Consider the following 19,561-nt stretch of genomic DNA (forward strand, 5'->3'; position numbering starts at 1 on the left):
ATACACTGCACCTGGGCGAGGCAGTGAAAAGTTCCATCAATTATTTAAACAGCGGACCGCGGTTGAGCGTGTCTTTGCCTATTTAAAACTTTATCTGGAATTAGGCACGACGCGAAAGCTTAAAAGATGTGCATTCGTAGATATGGACTTAAGTTGTCTCACATACAATGTATGCAAACTTGCAATAGACAAATTAAACAAGCGCATCCGCGAAGCAAAACCAGCCGCTTAACCTCAAAAAAAGCACTTCCCCAACATTGGCCTCATGCTTGGCTCCATGACCAAATTAATTATGAAATTGACTTTATATGCAGGTTTTGAGGGTCCGCCAACCATCCGAAAAGCCCCCGAACGCCGAATGCGCGCCTAACCGGTCGCGGATCGCCGCCGATTTTGTAGGTTCTTTCATAGGAACAAAGCCTTCGGTCTCCGCCCCGCGCGGAAACACGAAGGCTTTGTTGCGCGACCTTTCGGCAACGGCGGAAGCGCTCACTTGTACGGAAGCGCAATCGCGATGGTCGTGCCGCTGCCGGGCTTACTGAACACTTCGACCGTCCCGCCATGCAGATCGATAATTCGCTTGGCAATGGACAGGCCGAGGCCGCTGCCGCCCGTCGCGCGATGCCGAGCCTCGTCGACGCGGTAGAAACGTTCGAACAGGTATGGAATCTCGTTCTCCGAAATGCCGATGCCGTAGTCCGTCACTTCGATGCGAACCGTGTTTTTCTCCGACCGGACGCGTACGTCGATCGGTTCCTTGCTGTATTTGATTGCATTGTCCAGGAAAATCAGGATCATCTGGCGGATCTTGTCCTTGTCTCCGACCATTAGAACCGTATTCGAGCCTGCATGAACCCGGATATGCCGCAGGAACGTAGCGCGCAGCACGCCGGACAGATCGTTGACGATCGACACGATATCGAACCGGCTCTTATTCAGCCAATCGTCCTGCTCGGCCTCCGCCAGCGTCAGCATCGAGAGCGTCAGCTTCTTGAGCCGTTCGGTCTCGCGCGCGATAGCCTCGATTGCCTCGTCGCGCACGGTGACGTCGTCCCGGCCCCAGCGCTTGAGCATGTCCGCATAGCTGCCGATGACGGTGAGCGGCGTCTTGAGCTCATGCGAGGCGTCCGCTACGAATTGCTTCTGCCGCTCGATCGTCCGATCCAGCCGGTCGATCATCTGGTTGAACGCGCGAATGAGCTGCTGGAGCTCCACCGATTCCTCCCGGCCCATCTTCACCCGCTGTAGCTTGCCGCTCCGGTCGATCTCCCGCATCGTCTGAACCATCTGCCCGATCGGTCCCGTCAGCCGGGACGTGAACCAGTAGGTGCCGAGGATGGCGAAAATGATCGCGCCGACGCTGGTCACGCTAAGTGCGCCGAGCAAGATCTGCAGGTAGCCGTCGAGCGCGGTCAAATAGCGCGCGCTGTCAATCTGCCCGATCAGACGATGATTGTCGTAGATCGGCACGGACCAGGTCAGTACGCGGTGACCGTCCACCTTGATCGTGTCCGAATGCGAGACCGTGCGGACTTCTTTGGGCAGAGCGAGCAGCTGCTTGTCTACCCCGACCGAATTCACGACCCGCGAATCCGGCGTGACGATGCGCATCATCTCATTGACGTTGTACATGTCCTTGAGCAGCGCAGCGTCGTCGATGCCGGCCATCTCGTTTTTGCGGAGCGTCTCCATGACGAGATCGGCCTTGCTGGATAGCAGCTGCAGCTCGCCGCGCGTCGTCACCTTAATGACGAAGTAATAGACGAACACATTGTACAGAATCAGTATGAAAATCAACCAAAAAACGGTAAAAAGCGTGAAGCGAAGCCTCAGCGTCATACTTCGGGCTCCTTGAGCATGTAGCCTACGCCGCGCACGGTGTGAAGCAGCTTATGCCTATACCCCTTGTCCATTTTTTGGCGCAAATAACGGATATACACGTCGACGACATTCGTATCCCCGATATATTCGTAGCCCCATACGTCCGACAAAATCTCGTCCCGCGTCTTCTCCGTGCCCTTGTGCCGCGCCAAATAAAGCAGAAGCTCGAACTCTCGCGGCGTCAGGTCGATGCCGTGGTCCTTGCGATACACCTTGCGCGTGATCAATTCGATCGTCAGGTCCCCGATCTTGAGCGCATCCTCGCTCTCTCCCTCGCGCGAAGCCTTGAAAATCCGCAGCAGGTTCCGCACGCGAGCGAGCAGCTCTTCCATTGCGAAGGGCTTGGTCACATAGTCGTTGGCGCCATGCTCGAAGCCGCTGACCTTGTCCGGAACGGTGTCACGGGCCGTCAGCAGGATGACGGGTACCGCGTTGTCGTTTTGCCTGAACCTGCGGAGCACCTCGACGCCGTTCAAGCCGGGCAGCATCACGTCCAGCAGAAGAAGGTCCCATTCGCCGCTCAGCGCCATCTCCAGGCCCGTGCGGCCGTCGGCCGCGCGGCCGACTTCATAGCCTTCATGCTTGAGCTCGAGCTCTAATATGCGCGCAATGCCGTCTTCGTCCTCTATGATCAATATACGTTCGCTCATGATCGTCCACCTCTGTCTATACGTACTACGGAATCTGGAATAAGCGTCTGAATCCGCTGACATCTATTGTACCATGACGACCTTGCGAGATCGAATGGATGAAGCATACATTCCCGGAAACCGCTGGTCCGACGCCCCATTAAGCGGCGCGGCACCTCAAATGTCGGCTGGCGGTTCAGGCCAGCAGTCGGGCGCAAAAAGCATCCGCAGCGGCCGCGAAATGCCGCGGCAGCGCGACATCGCCGCCTTGCCACAGCCACGCAACCGCGTCAGCAGGCGGCAAGTGCGGCACCGCGAGCACCGGCCGCTCCGGAAACAGACCGAGCCATTCGCCGCGCCCGGGAAAGTCCATGTCGCGGTTCGCGATCCAACCCGTCGCCGCGCCGGCGCTCGACGCAGCCGCCAGCAGCTCCGCGCAGCCATGCTGCCGTCGCTCCGTCCACTTGACCGGCAGCGGATCGGCCACCGCGAATAACGCATCGGCATGCATCGCTAGCCAGGCCGACACCCGCGCATCCTGCCAAGCGCCGGATACGTCGAGCAGCACGAGCGGCACGCCGATCGCGCCCAGCCAGGCGGCGAAGCCCGGCTCCGGCGCTCCGCCAGGCGGCTCGTCCGGACGAAGCGGGTAATATTCGGCATGCCCCTCGCGCCATGACGGAGACACGGAGCGAGCGCCGGACGGATCTGCGAAAGCCGCTCGGCCCGGCATGCGCCGCCCGCCGTCCAGCCAGCGGTACAGCTCGGGCTCGACGCCCGGGCTCTCCGTCAAGGCGTGCGCGACGCCGAGACCGTTTAGCCTGGACGACAGCAGCCGCGCCAGAAATGTCGCGCCCGCGCCGGGGTAGGCCGACAAGATCGCAGCGATCCGGACCGCTGTGCCCCGGCGGCCGGTTGCAGCGTTCCGGCTTGCTTGAGCATGACGTTCTTGCTGTCTTGTCGACGGCCCGCCCAGCGCATGCGCTTCCGCGGAGGCGGCATAATCCTCCCAATCGCGAACGACGTCAGACGCGCTGTCCGGCCGAGCTTCGGGGCGCTCGGACAGCAGCCGCTCAACGGACGCGACGAATCCCGGCGGCGCGTCGCGCTGCCAGATCGGCCGCCTGCTTGCGCCCTTACGGTCGCAAAAGCCGCCCCCCGTCAGCAAATAATAGGCAATGGCGCCGAGCCCGTACAGATCCGTCCGGGCGTCGCTTTGCTCGCCCCGCAGCTGCTCCGGCGCCGCGAACGCGGGCGTGCCGAGCATCAGCGTATCCTTCGCCGCGCCGGGCTTGAACTCCCTGGCGATGCCGAAGTCGATCAGAATCGCGTCGTCCCTGCTGTCGATCATGACATTCGCCGGCTTCAGGTCCCGGAAAACGACGAGCGGACGCTGCGCATGCAAATATTGCAGCGTCCGCGCCAGCTGCAGCAAATAGCGCAGCGCCTTCCCGAACGGCAGCCGCATCCCGTGCTTGCGCATGCGATCGGCGAGCGTCTCGCCTTCGACATAGGTCATGACGATCAGCGCCAGCCCCCGTTCGTCCGGCGGCTCGTAATCGACGATCTCCGGCAGCCCCGGATGGCGCAAGGCGCTCAGCAGCCTCGCCTCGTCGATAAATCGCTGGGCATCGTCGTAAGTGCGCGTCAGCTTGAGCGCCAGCAGCCTCCCGCCAAGCTTCAAGTCCTCGGCCAGATAGACGCGGGCCATTCCGCCCCGGCCCAGTCCGCCGGCGATTCTGTACCGGTTCGATACGAGCTGGCCCAGCTCGAATATAGGCAGCGGATGTCGCTCTTGTTCTCCATTCATGCCCCGTTCCTCCCTTCGCTGCAAACGCGCGGACGCAATAAAAACAAAAAAACGCGCCAAAACCGGTAATCCCAAAGGGATTCGGTTCGGCGCGGGATGCTTTCCCGTGCTATGTCGATCATATCGGTCCGATTATAGCATGCTGCGATCGCTAATGGAAGGCTGATCTTAATTCCTGACCGCGAAGCAACCCGCAAACGCGGCTACTTGCGCATCCAGACCGTCGCTTCGTCCCGGTTGTGGAACAGCTGCTTGACCCTTCGGATATCGAAGGTCTCCTCGTACGACCCGAGCAGGTCGGCGATCGTCTGCATCGGCTTTTTATACATGAGCTTGAGCGTGACGATGACGGATGCGCCTGCAGACAGCGCCGGCGCCAGCTGTTTCACGATCCGGGCCGTATGGTGCGGGTCCCAGCTCATGTCGCACACGAGCAGGTCGAACGTCCCCGGCGGGAAAGAAATGTCCGCCGCGTTCTGACGCATGTGACGCAGCCTCGGATGTCCTGCGAGCGACTCGTCCATCTCCGCAGGATCGACCGCCGTCACGCGAAGGCCGCGCTCCAGAAGCACGGACGCCCAGCCGCCAGGCGCGGCGCCGAGGTCAAGCGCGTTCGTAAATCGTTCGAACGGCAGGTCGAACGTCTGCTCCGCTTCGAGCAGCTTGAAGGCCGCGCGGGAGATGAGTCCTTCCTCTCGGCGGAAACGTACGGCGCCTCCCGGCCAATCGGACAGGTTGTCTGCCGGCGCGGACAAGCCGAGATAAAGAGTCCGCTTCGCCGCGTATACGGATACGATCCACTTCGCTCCTCGGGACACGGTCTCCGCTCCAGATTCCAGCAGCGCCGGCACCATGAGGTCGCGGGCTTCGGCCGACGAAAAGGGGAACGGACTGTCCTGGGACTTGCGTACCTGAACCGCGACCTTGACGCCTTTGACTTCGTCGGCCAGCGAACCGGCGAAGCGGACGAGGGAGGATGCGACCTCCTCCGCGTGCTGCGGAATGTCGAGCTCCTCGCGCACCGGAAACAGGTGACGCAAGAAGATAGGTTCGTCCATACGAAGTTGGCGGACCAGCTCGCGATCTTCCGTGCCGGCGACGACAAGCTTGAAGGTCTCGCCGGGCGCGAGGCCCGACAAGGAAACGTCCGGCCAGCGCCTACGCATCTCTTCCATCGCGAAAGGCGCAAACCCGGGGTTGCTCGTTCCTATGAATGCCGACACGTTACCCCTCCTTTTCAACCGTGATCCACGGTCTGTCTTCGACCCAGCGTACGTTGACCGGCACCTCGTAGGCGTCGCGCAGCAGCTCCGCCGTCAGCACCTCTCGCTTGGGACCGGCGGCGATGATGCGACCATCGGCCATAAGCGCCACATGCGTAAACAAAGGCACGATCTCTTCGATATGATGCGTCACGTACAACATGCCCTCGACGCGCCTGGACAGCGATTCGAGCGAATCCAGAAACTTTTCCCGCTCGAAAAGGTCAAGTCCGGCGCAGGGCTCGTCCATGATCAAAAGCTGCGGATCGGCCATCATCGTCCGGGCGAGCAGCGCCTTTTTGCGTTCGCCCTGGGACAGCGTCCCGAACGGCTGCTCGGCGCGCGAGCCGAGCCCGACTCGATCGAGCTCCGCCAGCGCTCTTTCCTTTATTTCGTCGGATATTTCCTCGTAAATACGCAAGTAAGCGTTCATCCCGCCGACGATGATCTCCCATACCGGGTCGCGGGGGATGAGCTTTTCGATGAGTGACGGTCCGATATTCCCGATTCTTTTGCGCACTTCGCGCACGTCGACGCGTCCGTATCGGTTGCCGAGAACGTCGATCGTGCCGCTCGTCGGGAATAAATAGCCCGTAATCATTTCGAGCAGCGTAGATTTGCCGCAGCCGTTGCGGCCGAGCAGCACCCAGCGCTCCCCGGCTTTGACCGTCAGATCGACGCCGCGCAAAATCTCCCGATCTTCGCGGCGCCATACGATATTTTTAAGTTCGATCATGATCGTTTCCCTCTCCCCTGAACGATTCGACGAGCCGCGTCCTGACCTCCACGACCGATCCGAATCGGTATACCTTGTTCCACGAGCCGTCCGCCCTCCGCATTAGCAAGCAGGGAACGCTCTCGATCTGAAAAGTTTCCGCGAGACCCGGCATTAAATTGATGTTAGCCGAGGCGATTCGAACGTCCGTAAGCGACGCCTCGGCCACCTCGAGCATTCGCCTCGCGAGCGCGCAAGTGCCGCAAAGCGGCGTATATACGAACAATGCGAGCGCGCCATCCGTCTCTTCGATTTCTCGCCGCCAGGTCCTGGCTTCCCATTCGGTCACGGCGTTTCGTCCTTCTCTCCGCCGGCGCCTTTGGCCGCCGCCTCGAGCACCGCCGCCGGCATCGGACCGTCATGCACGATCAGGCCGGCGATGCCGGCATCGCGCAGCCCTTTTACCATCTGGGCGCGGCCCATCATGCTGGAGGAATGAACGTACACCTCTCTCGGATGCGTGCCCGCGGCGATGAGTCCGGCCACGACGGCAAACCCGTTGGGCTCCCCGTATCCAAGCTCGTAATCGAGCGACAGGATATCCACTTCGTATTCGCGGAGCAGCAGCAGGCATTGCTCTGCAGTATGTGCCGCGACAAAGCCGGCGGGACAAGGCCGCACATCGTCCAAATAAACGTTAATCAAGTGAATCGTCTCCCTCGCGCAGCAGCTTGAGAACACGGGCGATCTGTTTTTCGTGCGTGCCGTCCGCATCGGGCGGCGTCTCCATAACGATGGGCACCCGACGAATCTCGGGCGAGGCGAGCAGCTCTCGAATACTGTCGTCGCCGATATAGCCCTCTCCGATCGGCGCATGCCTATCCCTGCGCGAGCCTGAGGGATAGCGTGAATCGTTCAAATGCACGGCCGCGAGATGCTCCCAGTAGCCGAGCTTCGAAGCCCGCTCTTGAAATAGAGCCCAATCGGCGCCGTTCCACTCTCCGCTGGCGTACAAATGACACGTGTCCAGGCAAAAGCCGATTTTGTCCGGATAGGCGGACAGCGAGCGGATCTGGACCATCTCCTCCGGCGTCTTGCCGGCGTCGCCGTGATTGCCGGCCTGATTCTCCAGCAGCAGCTTCGCCTTCCCTTCCCAGCGGGCCAGCGTTCTGTCCAGCCAGGCGATCATGTCGCGATAGCCCTTAAGCGGATCGTCGCCGCGGATGACGCCGAAGTGAATGACCGTGCCGATCGATCCGCAAGCCTCCGCGATCGCAAGATCGCCCAGCACGCATCGCTCCATCTGGGAGGCGGAGTCGCCCGTCGCGGCTGGATTGATCGCATAGGCGGAATGGCCCAGCGAGACGATGCCAGCTTCCTGGCAGTACGCCGCGCAGCGGGATGCGTCCGCCTCGTCGACCGGCTTGGAGAAGAGCGTGCGCGGATTCGACGGGAAATACTGGAACGCATGGCCGCCCATTCGATTCGCGGCGCGCGCCGCTTCGTACAAACCCCGCCGCGTGCTCACATGGCTGCCTACAGCCGGCATGTCAAGCTTCCTTCTGGCACGCCGGACAATAGAACATTTTTCTTCCCGCCAGCGTTTCCAATACGATCTCGTCTCCTGAGCGGGGGCATGGCTCGCCTCCGCGATCGTAAATCAGCAGCTTGTCCAAAAATCCGCCTGTCGTCTCGTCTTCCGCCGTCAAAGGATGCTCCATGTATCCGCCGCCGTCGGCCGCTTCCGTCAGCACTTTGCGCATGGAAGCGTAAAGCACGGAGATCTGCTCTTCCTTTAGCGCCGAAATTTGCGAGGCAGGGTGGATCATGGCGTCAAAGCAAATCTCGTCCGAATAGCAGTTGCCGATTCCGGCAAGAAACTTCTGATCGGTCAGAACGGGCTTGAGCCTTCCCCTGCGCTTTTTGAGCCGCGCCGCAAACGCGGCTTCGGTAAGGCGCGAATCCATCGGATCCGGTCCCAAATCGTGCAGACGCTCCAGCACCGCTTTGGCGCTCAGACGGTGAAGAAATCCGAGCCTGAGTCCCGCGAAAAACAACCGGTTGCCGTCGTCCAGCGTCAGGATGACTTGATAGTGATCGTCGCTCTTCGGCCCGTCTTGGCCGTAGAACATCCAGCCGCCGAGCATCAAATGCAGCAAAAGCCGGTTGCCGTCGTCCAAGTGGAAGAGCAGGTGCTTGCCTTTGCGCTCTACGAATAATATTCGCTTGCCCTTCAACGCGTCTATGAACGTTTCCGGAGGTTCGTTAATCGTCTTTTCGCGGTTCACGACAACCTCCCGGATCATCTGCCCGCATACGAGCGGCGACAGCAATCTTCGATAGGTGTCCATTTCCGGCCATTCCGGCATGTTCGTCCATCCCTTCTCCAGCCATCTCGCGGATGGTCTGTTCTCGTCTAACGTTCGTCGAGTCCGCAAAGCGTTTATGTATCTGCCGGTTCGTTAAAGAGCTCCAGCCCTCGAAATCAACGCACGTACGTCATCCGGACCCGCGCATACCGCATCCGGCATCGCTCCCGCTTGCTCGCAGCGCCGGCGCCAGTCGACCGGACCGCATATGCCCGTCAGCACCAGCACCGTCGGACAACCGGCCGCAAGGCCCGCAGCGAGATCCGTGTGCGGGTTGTCCCCGACGACCCAGGCTTCAGACGCTTCGATACCCGCCAGGTCCAGCGCATACCGCATCATAATGCCGGACGGCTTGCCGATGACGACCGGCGAGATGTCGCTGGCCGTCTCCAGCAGCGCGGCCAGGCTTCCCGCGCCGGGCAGAAAACCGTCGCCGACGGGCAGCCGTCGATCCGGATTGGTCAGCAAGTAGTCGGCGCCCGACAATAAATAACCGAGCGCCTCGGTTAATTGTCCGTAGTTCAAGCTCCGGTCGAGGCCTTGCACGACAAGATTCACCTTCGCGCCTTGGGCCCGCTCGGCTTCGTCCGGCATCGCGATGCCCGCTTCCGCAAGCGCGCTCTTCAGGCCGTGCTCGCCGATGACGTATGCGACCGCGTCAGGATGGCACTGCTTGGCGTAATGCGCCGCGGCAGCCGCGGACGTAATAACGCGCTCGGCATCGGCCGGGATGCCGAAGCCGCGAAGATGATCGGCTACCTGCTCGGGCGTGCGCGTCGAATTGTTCGTCAAGTACCAGCAGGCGATGCCCGCTCCTTCAAGCTCCCCGACCAACTCCGGAGCGCCGTCGATCGGCGTCTCTCCTCTGTAAAGCGTGCCGTCGAGGTCGAGCAGCACCGCCTTCGGCCGTCCGGCGAAACGGTCTTCGCGGAGCAGCGCGATTTGTTGCGACATTCATTTTCGGCTCCTTTGACGCTGTCTTGCACTTCATGATGCTGCCAGCTTTTATATGAATCACAATACCCTTTTGTCGAGTCGTGTGCAACCATCAAGGCATAGAAAGAAGCGACAGCCCGGCCCGGAATTTTAACCGGGCCGGCCTATCGCTTCGATCTTGCGGCGAAGCCGAGCCATTCGGTGCCTGATCGCATCGAGCTCCGCCCGCATGCGATCGCTCTGGCGCAGCGAAGTTCGCCGCTGCAGTAGCTCAAGCGCGCGCACGGCGTAATCCAGCGCGACGGCCGGCTTCCTGCATCGATGCTCGTAGTGCATCGACAGCTCGATATGCGCTTCCGCGGTCGGCAGCAGCCGAGATTCGGCCAAGCTCGCCGCCCGCTCCCACAGCTCGGCCGCCTCGCCGTGCCGGCCGAGCTTCTTGAGGCGCGCGGCGGCCGGCAGGAGCCACCGGCCGCCTGGCGTGCCCTCCGCGATCAGCGCCGCGAACAGCCGCTCCGCATGCCGCTCGCCGCCGTGATCGGCCAGCCAGGCCGCCGTGCGGAACAGCTCTTCCGGCTCCTCGGGCAGCGCCCACTCGGCGCCGAGCCGACCCTCGAGCACGCCGCCGAAGTGCACGGTCAGGGTGACCAGCGTCAAAATATCCCGTTCGTTGTGAATATAGACGCCGCGCAGATGAGAAGCGTCCCCGTCGCTCAAATACTTCATATACAGCTCCGGCGCGAGCGAGCCCGGCACGTCTTCCCCGCGCACGATACCGAGCCGATCTTCCTCGATGCGGCTTAGCTTGCAGGATGGCAGCGTGTTTTTCCACAATGCGCGGGCAGGATGCAGGAAATCCAGATGCCCCGGCTCGACGCCGCTCGGCCGCCACCCGTTCAGCACGAAGCGGCTCGTCAGCACCGGCCAGTCGAACGAACGTCCGTTGTAGGTGACCAGATGCGTGACCCCCGCGAACTTGCCGAGCAGATAAGCCAGCATCGCCCGCTCCTCGCCCGGATGACGGATCAGCAGCTGCTCCACCGTAAAGGTCCCCGCTCCGCCGTCGGCATAACCGAATCCGATCATAAAGGGCAAATTGCCCGTGCCGACGCCGAGTCCGGTCGTCTCGGTATCAAGGAACAAAAGCCGCTGCGCTTCGATGTTGTCCGGCTCGGATGAGGCGTCTGCCGCATGCGGCCCCCGCTTCCGGTTCTGACGCGCCGTGATCGGCTTCAGCTTGCCGGCGCAGGACATCAGCTCGGACAGCACGTAGTGGCCGTGCCGGTGCTCGAGGGGGTAGACCGCGCGACGCCGCAAAAAGCTGCCGAACTCGCCGTCGACTTCCTCGACGTTAAGCGCGGCGAATGCCGGATGGCGTCCGTTTTTCGCTTCTGCTTCGTCTTGAGGATCGGTGAATGCGGTCTCTTCGCCGGCTAATGCGCGGACGCCGGCTTGTTCGCCGGTAAAGCTGTCCTCCGTCCCCTTGTTCACCCTTAGCGGCTCGGGGCCGCCTTCGATCGTCGCCTCCGCAGCTGCGCCTACGGCCGACGCATCGGCCGTTGCCTTGGACGAAGCCGAATGGGCCCGCAGCCGGGTCAGCCGATCGCGCAGACTGCTCATCCTGCAGCACCTGCCGTTCTTTGCAGCAGCCCGAGCGCCAGGTCTTTGCCGAGCAAGCCGACTTCCTCGATCGGCCCGACGCAGGCCGGACAGCCGCTCAGGCATCCGCATCCCTCGATGAGTCGTCCAGCCTCCGCGAGCAGCTCGTCATGCTTTTCGTACAAGCGCTGGCTAAGGCCGATGCCCCCCGGATAACGGTCGTAAAAGTAAATCGTCGGCTGCTTCGTATGCACGGCCTTCACCTGCGGCACGACGCAGATGTCCATCGGATCGCACATCAGATGCAGCGGCGCGAGATGGACGAGCACGTTGGCGAGCCCCAGCAAGGCGGATTGCATATCGTTCGCGCTGCGGACGGCGGCGGCTTCCTCGGAGAAGGAAAACCAATAGCCGCTCGTATGCAGCTCCTCTTCGGGCAGATGGATCGGACCGGAGCCGATGTTTTCGTGCGTGCGCAATCGCATTTTTTTAAAAATCGTCGGTTTGGCCGTCACCATCAGCTCCCCGTATTGGCGTACGATGGCTCCCCCCGGCGATTCGCGCTCCTTGTCTACGTGCAGCACCTTCAGCTCTACCGCGAGACTCGCGTCCGTGAAGTAGTCCACGTTAACCTCTCGCACGTACGCTTTTTTTTCCGGGTAATCCAGCTTCTCGACCTGATATTGAACGCCCTCGTGCAAATAGATCGCTTCTTCGTGGATAAGCGTCGGCGCGCCGAACCGGTCCACCTCGCCGAGCACGCGATGGCCATCCGTCATATCGATAATGACGAAATTTTCCTGCGCCGCGGAGCGCAGCGAGATGCCGTGCGCCGGAAACGCCTGCTCCATCCAGTACCAGCGGCCGGCATTCTCGTGCAGTACCTTCTCCTCCGCAAGAAATTCGAGCAGGTCGACGAGCTTCTCCCCGCCGAACGTATCTCCCGCCTCGAAAGGCAGCTCGTACGCGGCGCACTTGATGTGATCGAGCAAAATCAGCAGGTTGTCCGGGTGGATGCGCGCTTCCTCCGGCGGACGTCCGAGAAAATACTCCGGGTGCTGGATCAAGTATTGATCGAGCGGGTTGCTGCTGGCCACGAGAAAGGTGACGGAGCTTCCATGCCGGCGTCCCGCTCGTCCCGACTGCTGCCACGTGCTCGCGATCGATCCGGGGTAGCCGTTAAGCACGCAGGCTTGCAGCTGGCCGATGTCGATGCCGAGCTCGAGCGCGTTCGTGCTGACGACGCCGCGAATCTCGCCGCTTCGCAGCCCCTTCTCGATCTCCCGCCGCAGCTTCGGCAGATAACCGCCGCGGTAGCCGCGAATCGACTTAGGCCCGAACTCGCGCCTCGTCAGCTCCTGCAGGTACGTGAGCAAGATCTCTACGCGGACGCGGCTGCGCGCGAAGACGATCGTCTGGATGCCGCTTCGGAGCAGCAGCGCCGCCAACTTTTGCGATTCCAGCACGCTCGAGCGCCGGATGCCGAGCTGCCGGTTGACGACGGGCGGATTATAAAAGACGAGATGCTTTTCCCCGGCCGGCGCGCCGTTGTCGTCGACGAGCGTAAACGGCTCCTCGATCAGCCGCTCGGCATGCTCGCGCGGATTGGCGATCGTAGCGGAAGCGCACAAAAACTGCGGATCGCTGCCGTAAAACCGGCAAATTCGCTTCAGTCTGCGGATGACGTTGGCCACATGGCTGCCGAAAACGCCGCGGTACGCGTGCAGTTCGTCGATCACGATATATTTGAGGTTTTCGAACAGCTTGACCCACTTCGTATGATGCGGCAGGATGGCCGAGTGGAGCATATCCGGGTTCGTCACGACGATATGCCCGGCGTTGCGGATGACCTGGCGGACGGTCGGCGGCGTGTCGCCGTCGTACGTATGCGTCTTGATATCGACCTCCATCGCATCGGCCAGCTCCTGCAGCTCGGCCACCTGGTCCTGGGCGAGCGCCTTCGTAGGGAACAGGTAAAGCGCCCTCGCGCTCGGATCGGTCAAGAGCCGCTGCAAGACCGGCAGGTTGTAGCAGAGCGTCTTGCCCGACGCCGTCGGCGTGACGGTCACGACGTGACGGCCCGCGCGGACCGACTCGAAGGCCAATGCCTGGTGCGTATAGAGCGAAGCGATACTCCTTGCGCCGAGCGCGGCGGACAGCCTCGGGTCGAGCTCCGGCGGAAAAGGCGCGGTCCGCGCGGGACGGGCAGGCTGCGTATGCCAGTAGGTCACGTTTTCCATGATCTCCCGGTTCAGCTTCAGATGCTCCAGCCATTCCTCCATCGTCGCCGCTTTTCCCGTCAAAGGATTCATGCCGCATCGCTCCATTCTTTTGCGTATCGATCGTTTGTGTCTCGTATTCCTCATTGTACAGAATGTACGTTCGTACGGCAACGGCTAGCTCGAACGTACGGCATGATCATTTCTTATTTCCCCGATGCCGGGAAATGGTTGTTGAACCGGTTATGCGATCATTTGTGTGAATTGTCGCGCAATTGCAATAATAGTGTCGAACGAAAGCGCTATCGGCGGAGTGCAGTCGAAATTAGCGCTTAATGCCGTGCGATTCGCGATACTCATTGTCGCATCCTGCGCTTTCCGGGGAAATGATCGTTCATTGCCCGCTGGTTGCGGCAACGAAAAAAGCCGACCCGACCGCAAACGCGACCGGGACAGCTCTTCATTAAAGGCTTGTCGTTCAGGCATGGTTTAAGCCTTGTCCACGTTAAAATACCTGGCGTCCGGATGCGCGAATACCATCGCGGACACCGATGCTTCCGGCTCCATCATGAAGCCTTCGGTCAGTTGGACGCCGATGTCCTCCGGCTTCATCAGTTCGAACAACGGCACTTGGTCCTCCAGGTCCGGACATGCGGGGTAGCCAAACGAAACGCGGATTCCCTGGTACCTGGCGCCGAAGCGCTGCTTCATCGTCATATCGGCCGGGTCCGGGAAGCCCCAATTATCCCGCATGATCTGATGCACCCGCTCCGCCATGCCTTCCGCCACCTCGAGCGCCGTAGCGAGCAGCGCGTGCGAGCGCAGGTAGTCGCCGTTTTCCTTCCACCGCTCCGCCTGCTCGCGCGTGCTGCCTCCCGCCGTCACCACGAGGAAACCTACGGTGTCCATGACGCCGCTCTCTACGGGCTTCAGGAAATCGGCCAGGCACAGGAACGGATCCACCGCCTGCCGCGGAAACGTAAACTTCTTGATCACCGTCTTGCGGTCGGCCGGATCGTAGATCAGGATGTCGTTGCCGTCTCCCTGCGCGGGGAAGTAACGGTACATCGCCTGGGGCTTCAGCCAGCCGTTCGTCTGCGCGTCGGCCATGATGCCGTCGATCGTTTCCTTAAGCTGCGTCGTACGCTCGTCTCCAGCCTTGAGCAGCTCATCGACGTTGCCTTTGAGGCCCAGATGGTGACCCATCAGCATCTGCAGGTTCACGTAAGGCAACACGTGCGCGAGCGGATAATCGCGAAGCACGTGGCGATCGTAATCCGGCGGCGTGAACACGGGCGCGTCCGGCGACACGCTGGCGCTGCGGGCGCGCGTCGGCGCGGGCATCGCAGGCTTCTCCTCCTCGCGCTCGAGCGTGGCGAGCGCGGTCCGATGCTCCTGCTCGATCACGGCCCGCTGGGCGGGATCGCTCAGCTTGTTGGCGATGTCGAGCCCGTCCATCGCGTCCTTGGCGTAGAGCACGACGCCGTCGTATTCGGGCGCGATCCGCGTCTTCGTGAACTTGCGCGTCAGCGCAGCGCCGCCGACGAGAATCGGGGCGTCGATGCCGGCGTTCTTCAAGTCCTGCGCGGTCAGCACCATCTGCTGCGCGCTTTTGACGAGCAGCCCCGACAGTCCGATCGCGTCAGGCTTCTCCTCGCGGAAAGCGGCGATCAACTGGTCCGGCGGAACCTTGATGCCGAGGTTCACGATTTTGTAGCCGTTGTTCGAGAGGATGATCTCGACGAGGTTTTTGCCGATGTCGTGGACGTCGCCTTTGACCGTCGCCAGCATGATCTTGCCCTTTACGGCGGAGTCCGCTTTTTCCATATGAGGCTCCAGATGCGCGACGGACGCCTTCATGACCTCCGCGCTCTGCAGCACCTCGGCGACGATCAGTTCGTTGTTGTTGAACAATCGTCCGACCTCGGACATGCCCGCCATGAGCGGTCCGTTGATGATGTCGAGCGGCGCATACTTCGCCAGCGCTTCGTCGAGATCGGCGTGCAGACCTTCCTTGCTGCCTTCGACGACATAGCCGGCGAGACGCTCTTCCAGCGGCAGGTTGTCGGCCTTGACCTTTTTTTCCACCTTTTTATCCCGGAAAGCGGCGACGAACTCGGCGAGCGTCGCGTCGTTCGTATTGTAGAGCAGCTCTTCGGAAAGTCTGCGTTCATGCTCGGGAATGGAAGCATAGCGCTCGAGCTTTTCCGTGTTGACGATTGCGTAATCGAGTCCCGCCTTCGTGCATTCGTACAGAAATACGGAGTTCAGCACCTCGCGGCCGGACTCGGGCAGACCGAATGAAATGTTGCTGACGCCGAGAATCGTCTGGCACTTCGGCAGTCGCTCCTTGATAAGCCGGATGCCTTCGATCGTCTCCTTGGCGGAGCCGATGTATTGCTCGTCCCCGGTGCCGACGGGAAAAACGAGGGCGTCGAATATCAGATCCTCCGCTTGCAAGCCGTATTTGTTCACCAGTAAATCGTGCGAGCGTATTGCGACCTCGAGCTTGTCTTCCCGCGTGATCGCCTGTCCGCGCTCGTCGATCGTGCCGACCACGACGGCCGCGCCGTACTTGTGAAGGATCGGCACGACCTTTTCGAACTTCTCTTCGCCGTCCTCGAGATTAATGGAGTTAATTAATGTCTTGCCCTGAATATACTTCAGCGACATGTCGATGACATCCGGATCGGTCGTGTCGACCATCAACGGCGCCTTGACCTTTTTCGTGACGAAGTCGAGGAACTTCTTCATGTCCTCCGTCTCGTCGCGGTCGGGATCCTGCAGGCAGACGTCGATGACATGCGCGCCGCTCTTGACCTGGGCGCGCGCGATTTCGGACGCTTCCTCGTACTTGCCCTCGGCGATGAGCCGCTTAAACTTGCGGGAGCCGAGCACATTCGTGCGCTCGCCTACCATATAAGGACGATTCTCGCTCTCGATATAGACTGTCTCGATGCCCGAGACGGCGGGCGGATGCTCGCCGTTCTGAGCGCGCGGCGCGATATCGGCCATCGCGTCCGCGATCGCCTTGATATGAGCCGGCGTCGTGCCGCAGCAGCCGCCCGCGATGTTGATCCAGCCTTGTTCGGCGAAGGCGCGCAGCTTGCGTGCCAGCGATTCGGGCGACTCGTGATAATGTCCGTTTTCGTCAGGCAATCCGGCGTTAGGATAGCAGCTGACGCCTGACTTCGCGATCGCGGACAACGTGCGAATGTGATCCCGCATGAACTCGGGGCCCGTCGCGCAGTTCAATCCGAACGACACCGGGTTCAGGTGCTCGAGCGAGACGTAAAAAGACTCGATATTCTGGCCGGCCAGCGTCGTTCCCATCGGTTCGATCGTGCCGCTGATCATGATCGGCAGCGTCCGTCCCATTAGGTCGAACGCCGCCCGGACGCCGATGCTCGCCGCCTTGACGTTAAGCGTATCCTGGCAAGTCTCGATCAGGATCGCATCCACGCCGCCTTCCATAAGCGCGACGACCTGCTCGCGATAATCCTCGACCAGCTGATCGAACGTTACGCCGCCCGTAACCGACAACGTCTTGGTCGTCGGACCAAGCGCGCCTGCGGCATATCTCGGCTTGTCCGGCGTCGTATACTTGTCGCAAGCTTCTCGGGCGAGCCTTGCGGCGGCCAGGTTGATCTCCCTCGCCTTTTCGGGTATGTCGTACTCTGCCAGCACGACTGAAGTAGAGCCGAACGTATTGGTCTCGATAATGTCGGAACCCGCCGCGAGATATTGCTCATGAATGCCTTGAATGACGTCCGGACGGGTCAGCACGAGCATTTCGTTGCAGCCATCGAGCTCTTCGCCTCCGAAATCGTCCGCGGTCAGGTTCGCCTGCTGAATCATCGTGCCCATAGCGCCGTCGAGGATCAGGATCCGCTTCTTGAGCAGCTCTTGCAATGGGGCTTTCGTATCGGTTAAAGTCATATTTAGACGTATCATCCTTTTCCGGGTAACTTCATGGGTAAAATCATTAACCTCTATAGTAGCAGAATGTTTTATTCACGAAAAGATCAGGTTGGATGTGTCGACAAATGGCGTGGCAACGATTATAATCTAGTCAACTAATACTTAAATTCATAGTGGGAAAGAAGGAATAGCAAATGGCAAAAGTTCGCGTCCGCAATACGAACGAGCTGATCGAAGGAGAAGACAACGTCCGTTCCTTTCTTGACACGCAAGGCGTGCTCTACGAGCACTGGAATCCTTCCAAACTGCCTGAGCGCCTGCAGGAGAACTTCGACCTGAACGCAGACGACAAAGCCGAGATCCTGTCGACCTTCGACGCCGAGATCCGCGACCTTGCCGGACGCCGCGGCTACAAGACCTGGGACATCGTCGTATTGTCGGAGTCCACGCCGAATATCGAAGAGCTGCTTAAGAAGTTCGAGCAGATCCATACCCATACCGAAGACGAAGTCCGGGCGATCACGGCCGGCGAAGGCATCTTTATCATCCGCGGCGACGAAGAGACCGGTTACTTCGACGTCATCCTGAGCGCCGGCGACGTTATCTCCGTGCCGGAGGGCAGCGTTCACTTCTTTACCTTGACCGACTCCAAGAAGGTTGTCGCCGTCCGCCTGTTCATCGAGACCGAAGGCTGGATCGCCCATCCTTTCGAGGATCCGGCATTCGTTAAATAATTTCCTTGAACGCAAAGAAGCGCCGAATCCCGCCATCTGGGATCCGGCGCTTTTGTCATTCCGCGGAAAGCTTGTTAAGGAGCGGCTGCAACTCGGTCAAGCTGGCAATCTCGAAGCTCGGCACGATCTCGTCGCCGCGTACGGCTCCGTGACGGTTGATCCAGATCGAGATCATCCCGACGCCGTTGGCGCCCTTGATGTCGGTCGTCAGCTTGTCGCCGACCATGACGCAAGCCTCCGCCTCGAGTCCGAGGCGCTGCAGCGCGTGAGCGAACAGCCTCGGCGACGGCTTGCCTTCCCCGAACTGTCCGGAGATGACGATCTCGTCGAAATAAGGGATCAACTCCGGCGTCATCGCAAGCTTCTCCTCCTGCAGATCGGGAGACCCGTTCGTCAAGAGCAGCAGCTTGTAATTCCCTTTGAGCGCGTCGAGCACCTCGAACGTTTCTTCATAGGCGAGCGGCAGCTTCCGGCGTTGGGCTGGAAACATCTCGGCAAGCTCGGCCCCCAGCTCCGGATTGTCCACGCCAAGCGTCTTGAGTCCGCGCGTCCATGCTTCGCGCCGATAGTCCGGGACGATGGCTTCCATCCGTCTGAACATTTGATGTTCCCCGGCCTTAAAGTTCCCCCACAAACCCTCGAAGGGGTTGATCCCGATCATTTGCGTAAAAGAAAACGTCTCGTAAGTCTCATAAAGCGCACGCGCCTCGCGTCGAACCGCTTCTTCCAACGCAGCTGTATCGACGCCCGCTTCCCTTGCAGCGTGCTCGCAAGTCGCTTCGAAGGCTTGTTTGACGCTGCGGTCATCCCATAACAGCGTATCGTCCAAATCGAACATTACCGCTTGAATCTTCATCTGACGTCCATCTCTCCCGTGCGCGATAGTTCAAATCCCGAATATCATTGGTTTATCCGCAAAAAACGTACATATAGAAAGCGAAAGTCCGCGGTTTATTTAGCACGCGTTTCCCACTCGATCTGATGCTGCCCGGCAAACTCCTTGAGCCGAACGGACATCGCATCCAGCGGATACCGGTTCATCAGCTTGGAGAACACCCAGTTGCCGCCTTTGATCGTCTCTACGACGATATAGCCGGGCATCTGGACGATTTTGCGAATTTCAAGCGGCTTAAGCGTCTTGTATCCCGCAAATTTGCGCGTCTCCAGCCTGTCCTTCGAGACGGCTAAATAAGGCCGGCGGAGGAAGTAAAATACGGCGAGCAGCACATAACAGCCGACTGTCGCCCAGAACATGCCCGCGCTCTGTTCAAAGCTCGCGGACCATGGTTTAAACAATAGAATGTAAAATACGATCAGAAGCACAAGCGTGAAAGGCATAATAAGGCTCCGGCCTTTGAATCGATCGATCTGCACCGAGGGAGCGGACAAGCTCTGCTTGCCCTCTTTTTTGCGGCGTTTGTTGATTTGCTTCGAATTGCGCTGTACGGCGCGTTCCCATGAACGTGACACTGCATACCCTCCTATG

At 60.5% G+C, this 19,561-nt stretch carries 16 protein-coding genes and 1 pseudogene; 2 read left to right on the plus strand and 15 right to left on the minus strand.

Annotated elements, in window-relative coordinates; translation table 11 throughout:
* Positions 1–232: pseudogene (locus ACFOTD_RS18340) on the plus strand (transposase); the annotation flags it as partial.
* A 257-nt stretch (positions 233–489) separates the two neighbouring features.
* Here ACFOTD_RS18340 and ACFOTD_RS18345 read toward each other — a convergent pair.
* The 13 genes from ACFOTD_RS18345 to metH form a co-directional block, all read right to left on the minus strand.
* Positions 490–1,839, minus strand: a complete 1,350-nt coding sequence (locus ACFOTD_RS18345; protein ID WP_378121274.1) for a sensor histidine kinase — start codon at positions 1,837–1,839, stop codon at positions 490–492.
* Entirely contained in the window at positions 1,836–2,531 is a 696-nt protein-coding gene (locus ACFOTD_RS18350) for a response regulator transcription factor (RefSeq protein ID WP_282908547.1), read from the minus strand. Before ACFOTD_RS18350 ends, ACFOTD_RS18345 begins: the two co-directional genes overlap by 4 nt.
* A gap of 175 nt (positions 2,532–2,706) precedes the next feature.
* Entirely contained in the window at positions 2,707–4,320 is a 1,614-nt protein-coding gene (locus ACFOTD_RS18355; protein ID WP_378121275.1) for a serine/threonine-protein kinase, read from the minus strand.
* Between the two features lie 203 nt (positions 4,321–4,523).
* On the minus strand, positions 4,524–5,543 hold the full coding sequence (locus ACFOTD_RS18360) for a 23S rRNA (cytidine(2498)-2'-O)-methyltransferase RlmM (RefSeq protein WP_378121277.1): 1,020 nt from the start codon (positions 5,541–5,543) through the stop codon (positions 4,524–4,526).
* A gap of 1 nt (position 5,544) precedes the next feature.
* The gene (locus ACFOTD_RS18365; RefSeq protein ID WP_378121278.1) at positions 5,545–6,318 is read right to left on the minus strand and encodes an ABC transporter ATP-binding protein; all 774 of its coding nucleotides are present in this window, start codon (positions 6,316–6,318) and stop codon (positions 5,545–5,547) included.
* Entirely contained in the window at positions 6,305–6,646 is a 342-nt protein-coding gene (locus ACFOTD_RS18370; RefSeq protein ID WP_378121280.1) for a thioredoxin family protein, read from the minus strand. The genes ACFOTD_RS18365 and ACFOTD_RS18370 overlap by 14 nt, the downstream gene beginning before the upstream one ends.
* Complete coding sequence (locus ACFOTD_RS18375) at positions 6,643–7,002, minus strand: cyclic-phosphate processing receiver domain-containing protein (protein ID WP_378121282.1); 360 nt, start codon at positions 7,000–7,002, stop codon at positions 6,643–6,645. The genes ACFOTD_RS18370 and ACFOTD_RS18375 overlap by 4 nt, the downstream gene beginning before the upstream one ends.
* Entirely contained in the window at positions 6,995–7,846 is an 852-nt protein-coding gene (locus ACFOTD_RS18380; protein WP_378121284.1) for a deoxyribonuclease IV, read from the minus strand. Before ACFOTD_RS18380 ends, ACFOTD_RS18375 begins: the two co-directional genes overlap by 8 nt.
* 1 nt (position 7,847) lies before the next feature.
* Positions 7,848–8,666, minus strand: coding sequence for an Fpg/Nei family DNA glycosylase (locus ACFOTD_RS18385; protein ID WP_378121286.1), 819 nt, complete (start codon positions 8,664–8,666; stop codon positions 7,848–7,850).
* Between the two features lie 93 nt (positions 8,667–8,759).
* Positions 8,760–9,620 (minus strand): HAD-IIA family hydrolase, encoded by an 861-nt coding sequence (locus tag ACFOTD_RS18390; RefSeq protein ID WP_378121288.1) that lies wholly within the window; start codon positions 9,618–9,620, stop codon positions 8,760–8,762.
* Between the two features lie 132 nt (positions 9,621–9,752).
* Positions 9,753–11,222 carry a ribonuclease H-like domain-containing protein gene (locus tag ACFOTD_RS18395; protein ID WP_378121289.1) on the minus strand — a complete coding sequence of 490 codons (1,470 nt, stop codon included), beginning with the start codon at positions 11,220–11,222 and terminating at the stop codon, positions 9,753–9,755.
* Complete coding sequence (locus ACFOTD_RS18400; RefSeq protein ID WP_378121291.1) at positions 11,219–13,513, minus strand: DEAD/DEAH box helicase; 2,295 nt, start codon at positions 13,511–13,513, stop codon at positions 11,219–11,221. The genes ACFOTD_RS18395 and ACFOTD_RS18400 overlap by 4 nt, the downstream gene beginning before the upstream one ends.
* A 396-nt stretch (positions 13,514–13,909) precedes the next feature.
* Positions 13,910–17,359 (minus strand): methionine synthase, encoded by a 3,450-nt coding sequence (gene metH / locus ACFOTD_RS18405; RefSeq protein ID WP_378121293.1) that lies wholly within the window; start codon positions 17,357–17,359, stop codon positions 13,910–13,912.
* 176 nt (positions 17,360–17,535) lie between these two features.
* Here metH and ACFOTD_RS18410 point away from each other — a divergent pair, with 176 nt between their 5' ends.
* Complete coding sequence (locus ACFOTD_RS18410) at positions 17,536–18,075, plus strand: cupin domain-containing protein (RefSeq protein ID WP_378121295.1); 540 nt, start codon at positions 17,536–17,538, stop codon at positions 18,073–18,075.
* Positions 18,076–18,130: 55 nt separating this feature from the next.
* Here the strand turns inward: ACFOTD_RS18410 and ACFOTD_RS18415 are convergent, their stop codons facing one another.
* Positions 18,131–18,931, minus strand: coding sequence for an HAD family hydrolase (locus ACFOTD_RS18415; protein WP_378121297.1), 801 nt, complete (start codon positions 18,929–18,931; stop codon positions 18,131–18,133).
* Between the two features lie 95 nt (positions 18,932–19,026).
* Positions 19,027–19,545, minus strand: coding sequence for a hypothetical protein (locus ACFOTD_RS18420; protein WP_378121298.1), 519 nt, complete (start codon positions 19,543–19,545; stop codon positions 19,027–19,029).
* Between the last annotated feature and the right edge of the window lie 16 nt (positions 19,546–19,561).

Source organism: Cohnella sp. GCM10012308 (genome assembly GCF_042649185.1).
Lineage (GTDB): Bacteria > Bacillota > Bacilli > Paenibacillales > Paenibacillaceae > Cohnella.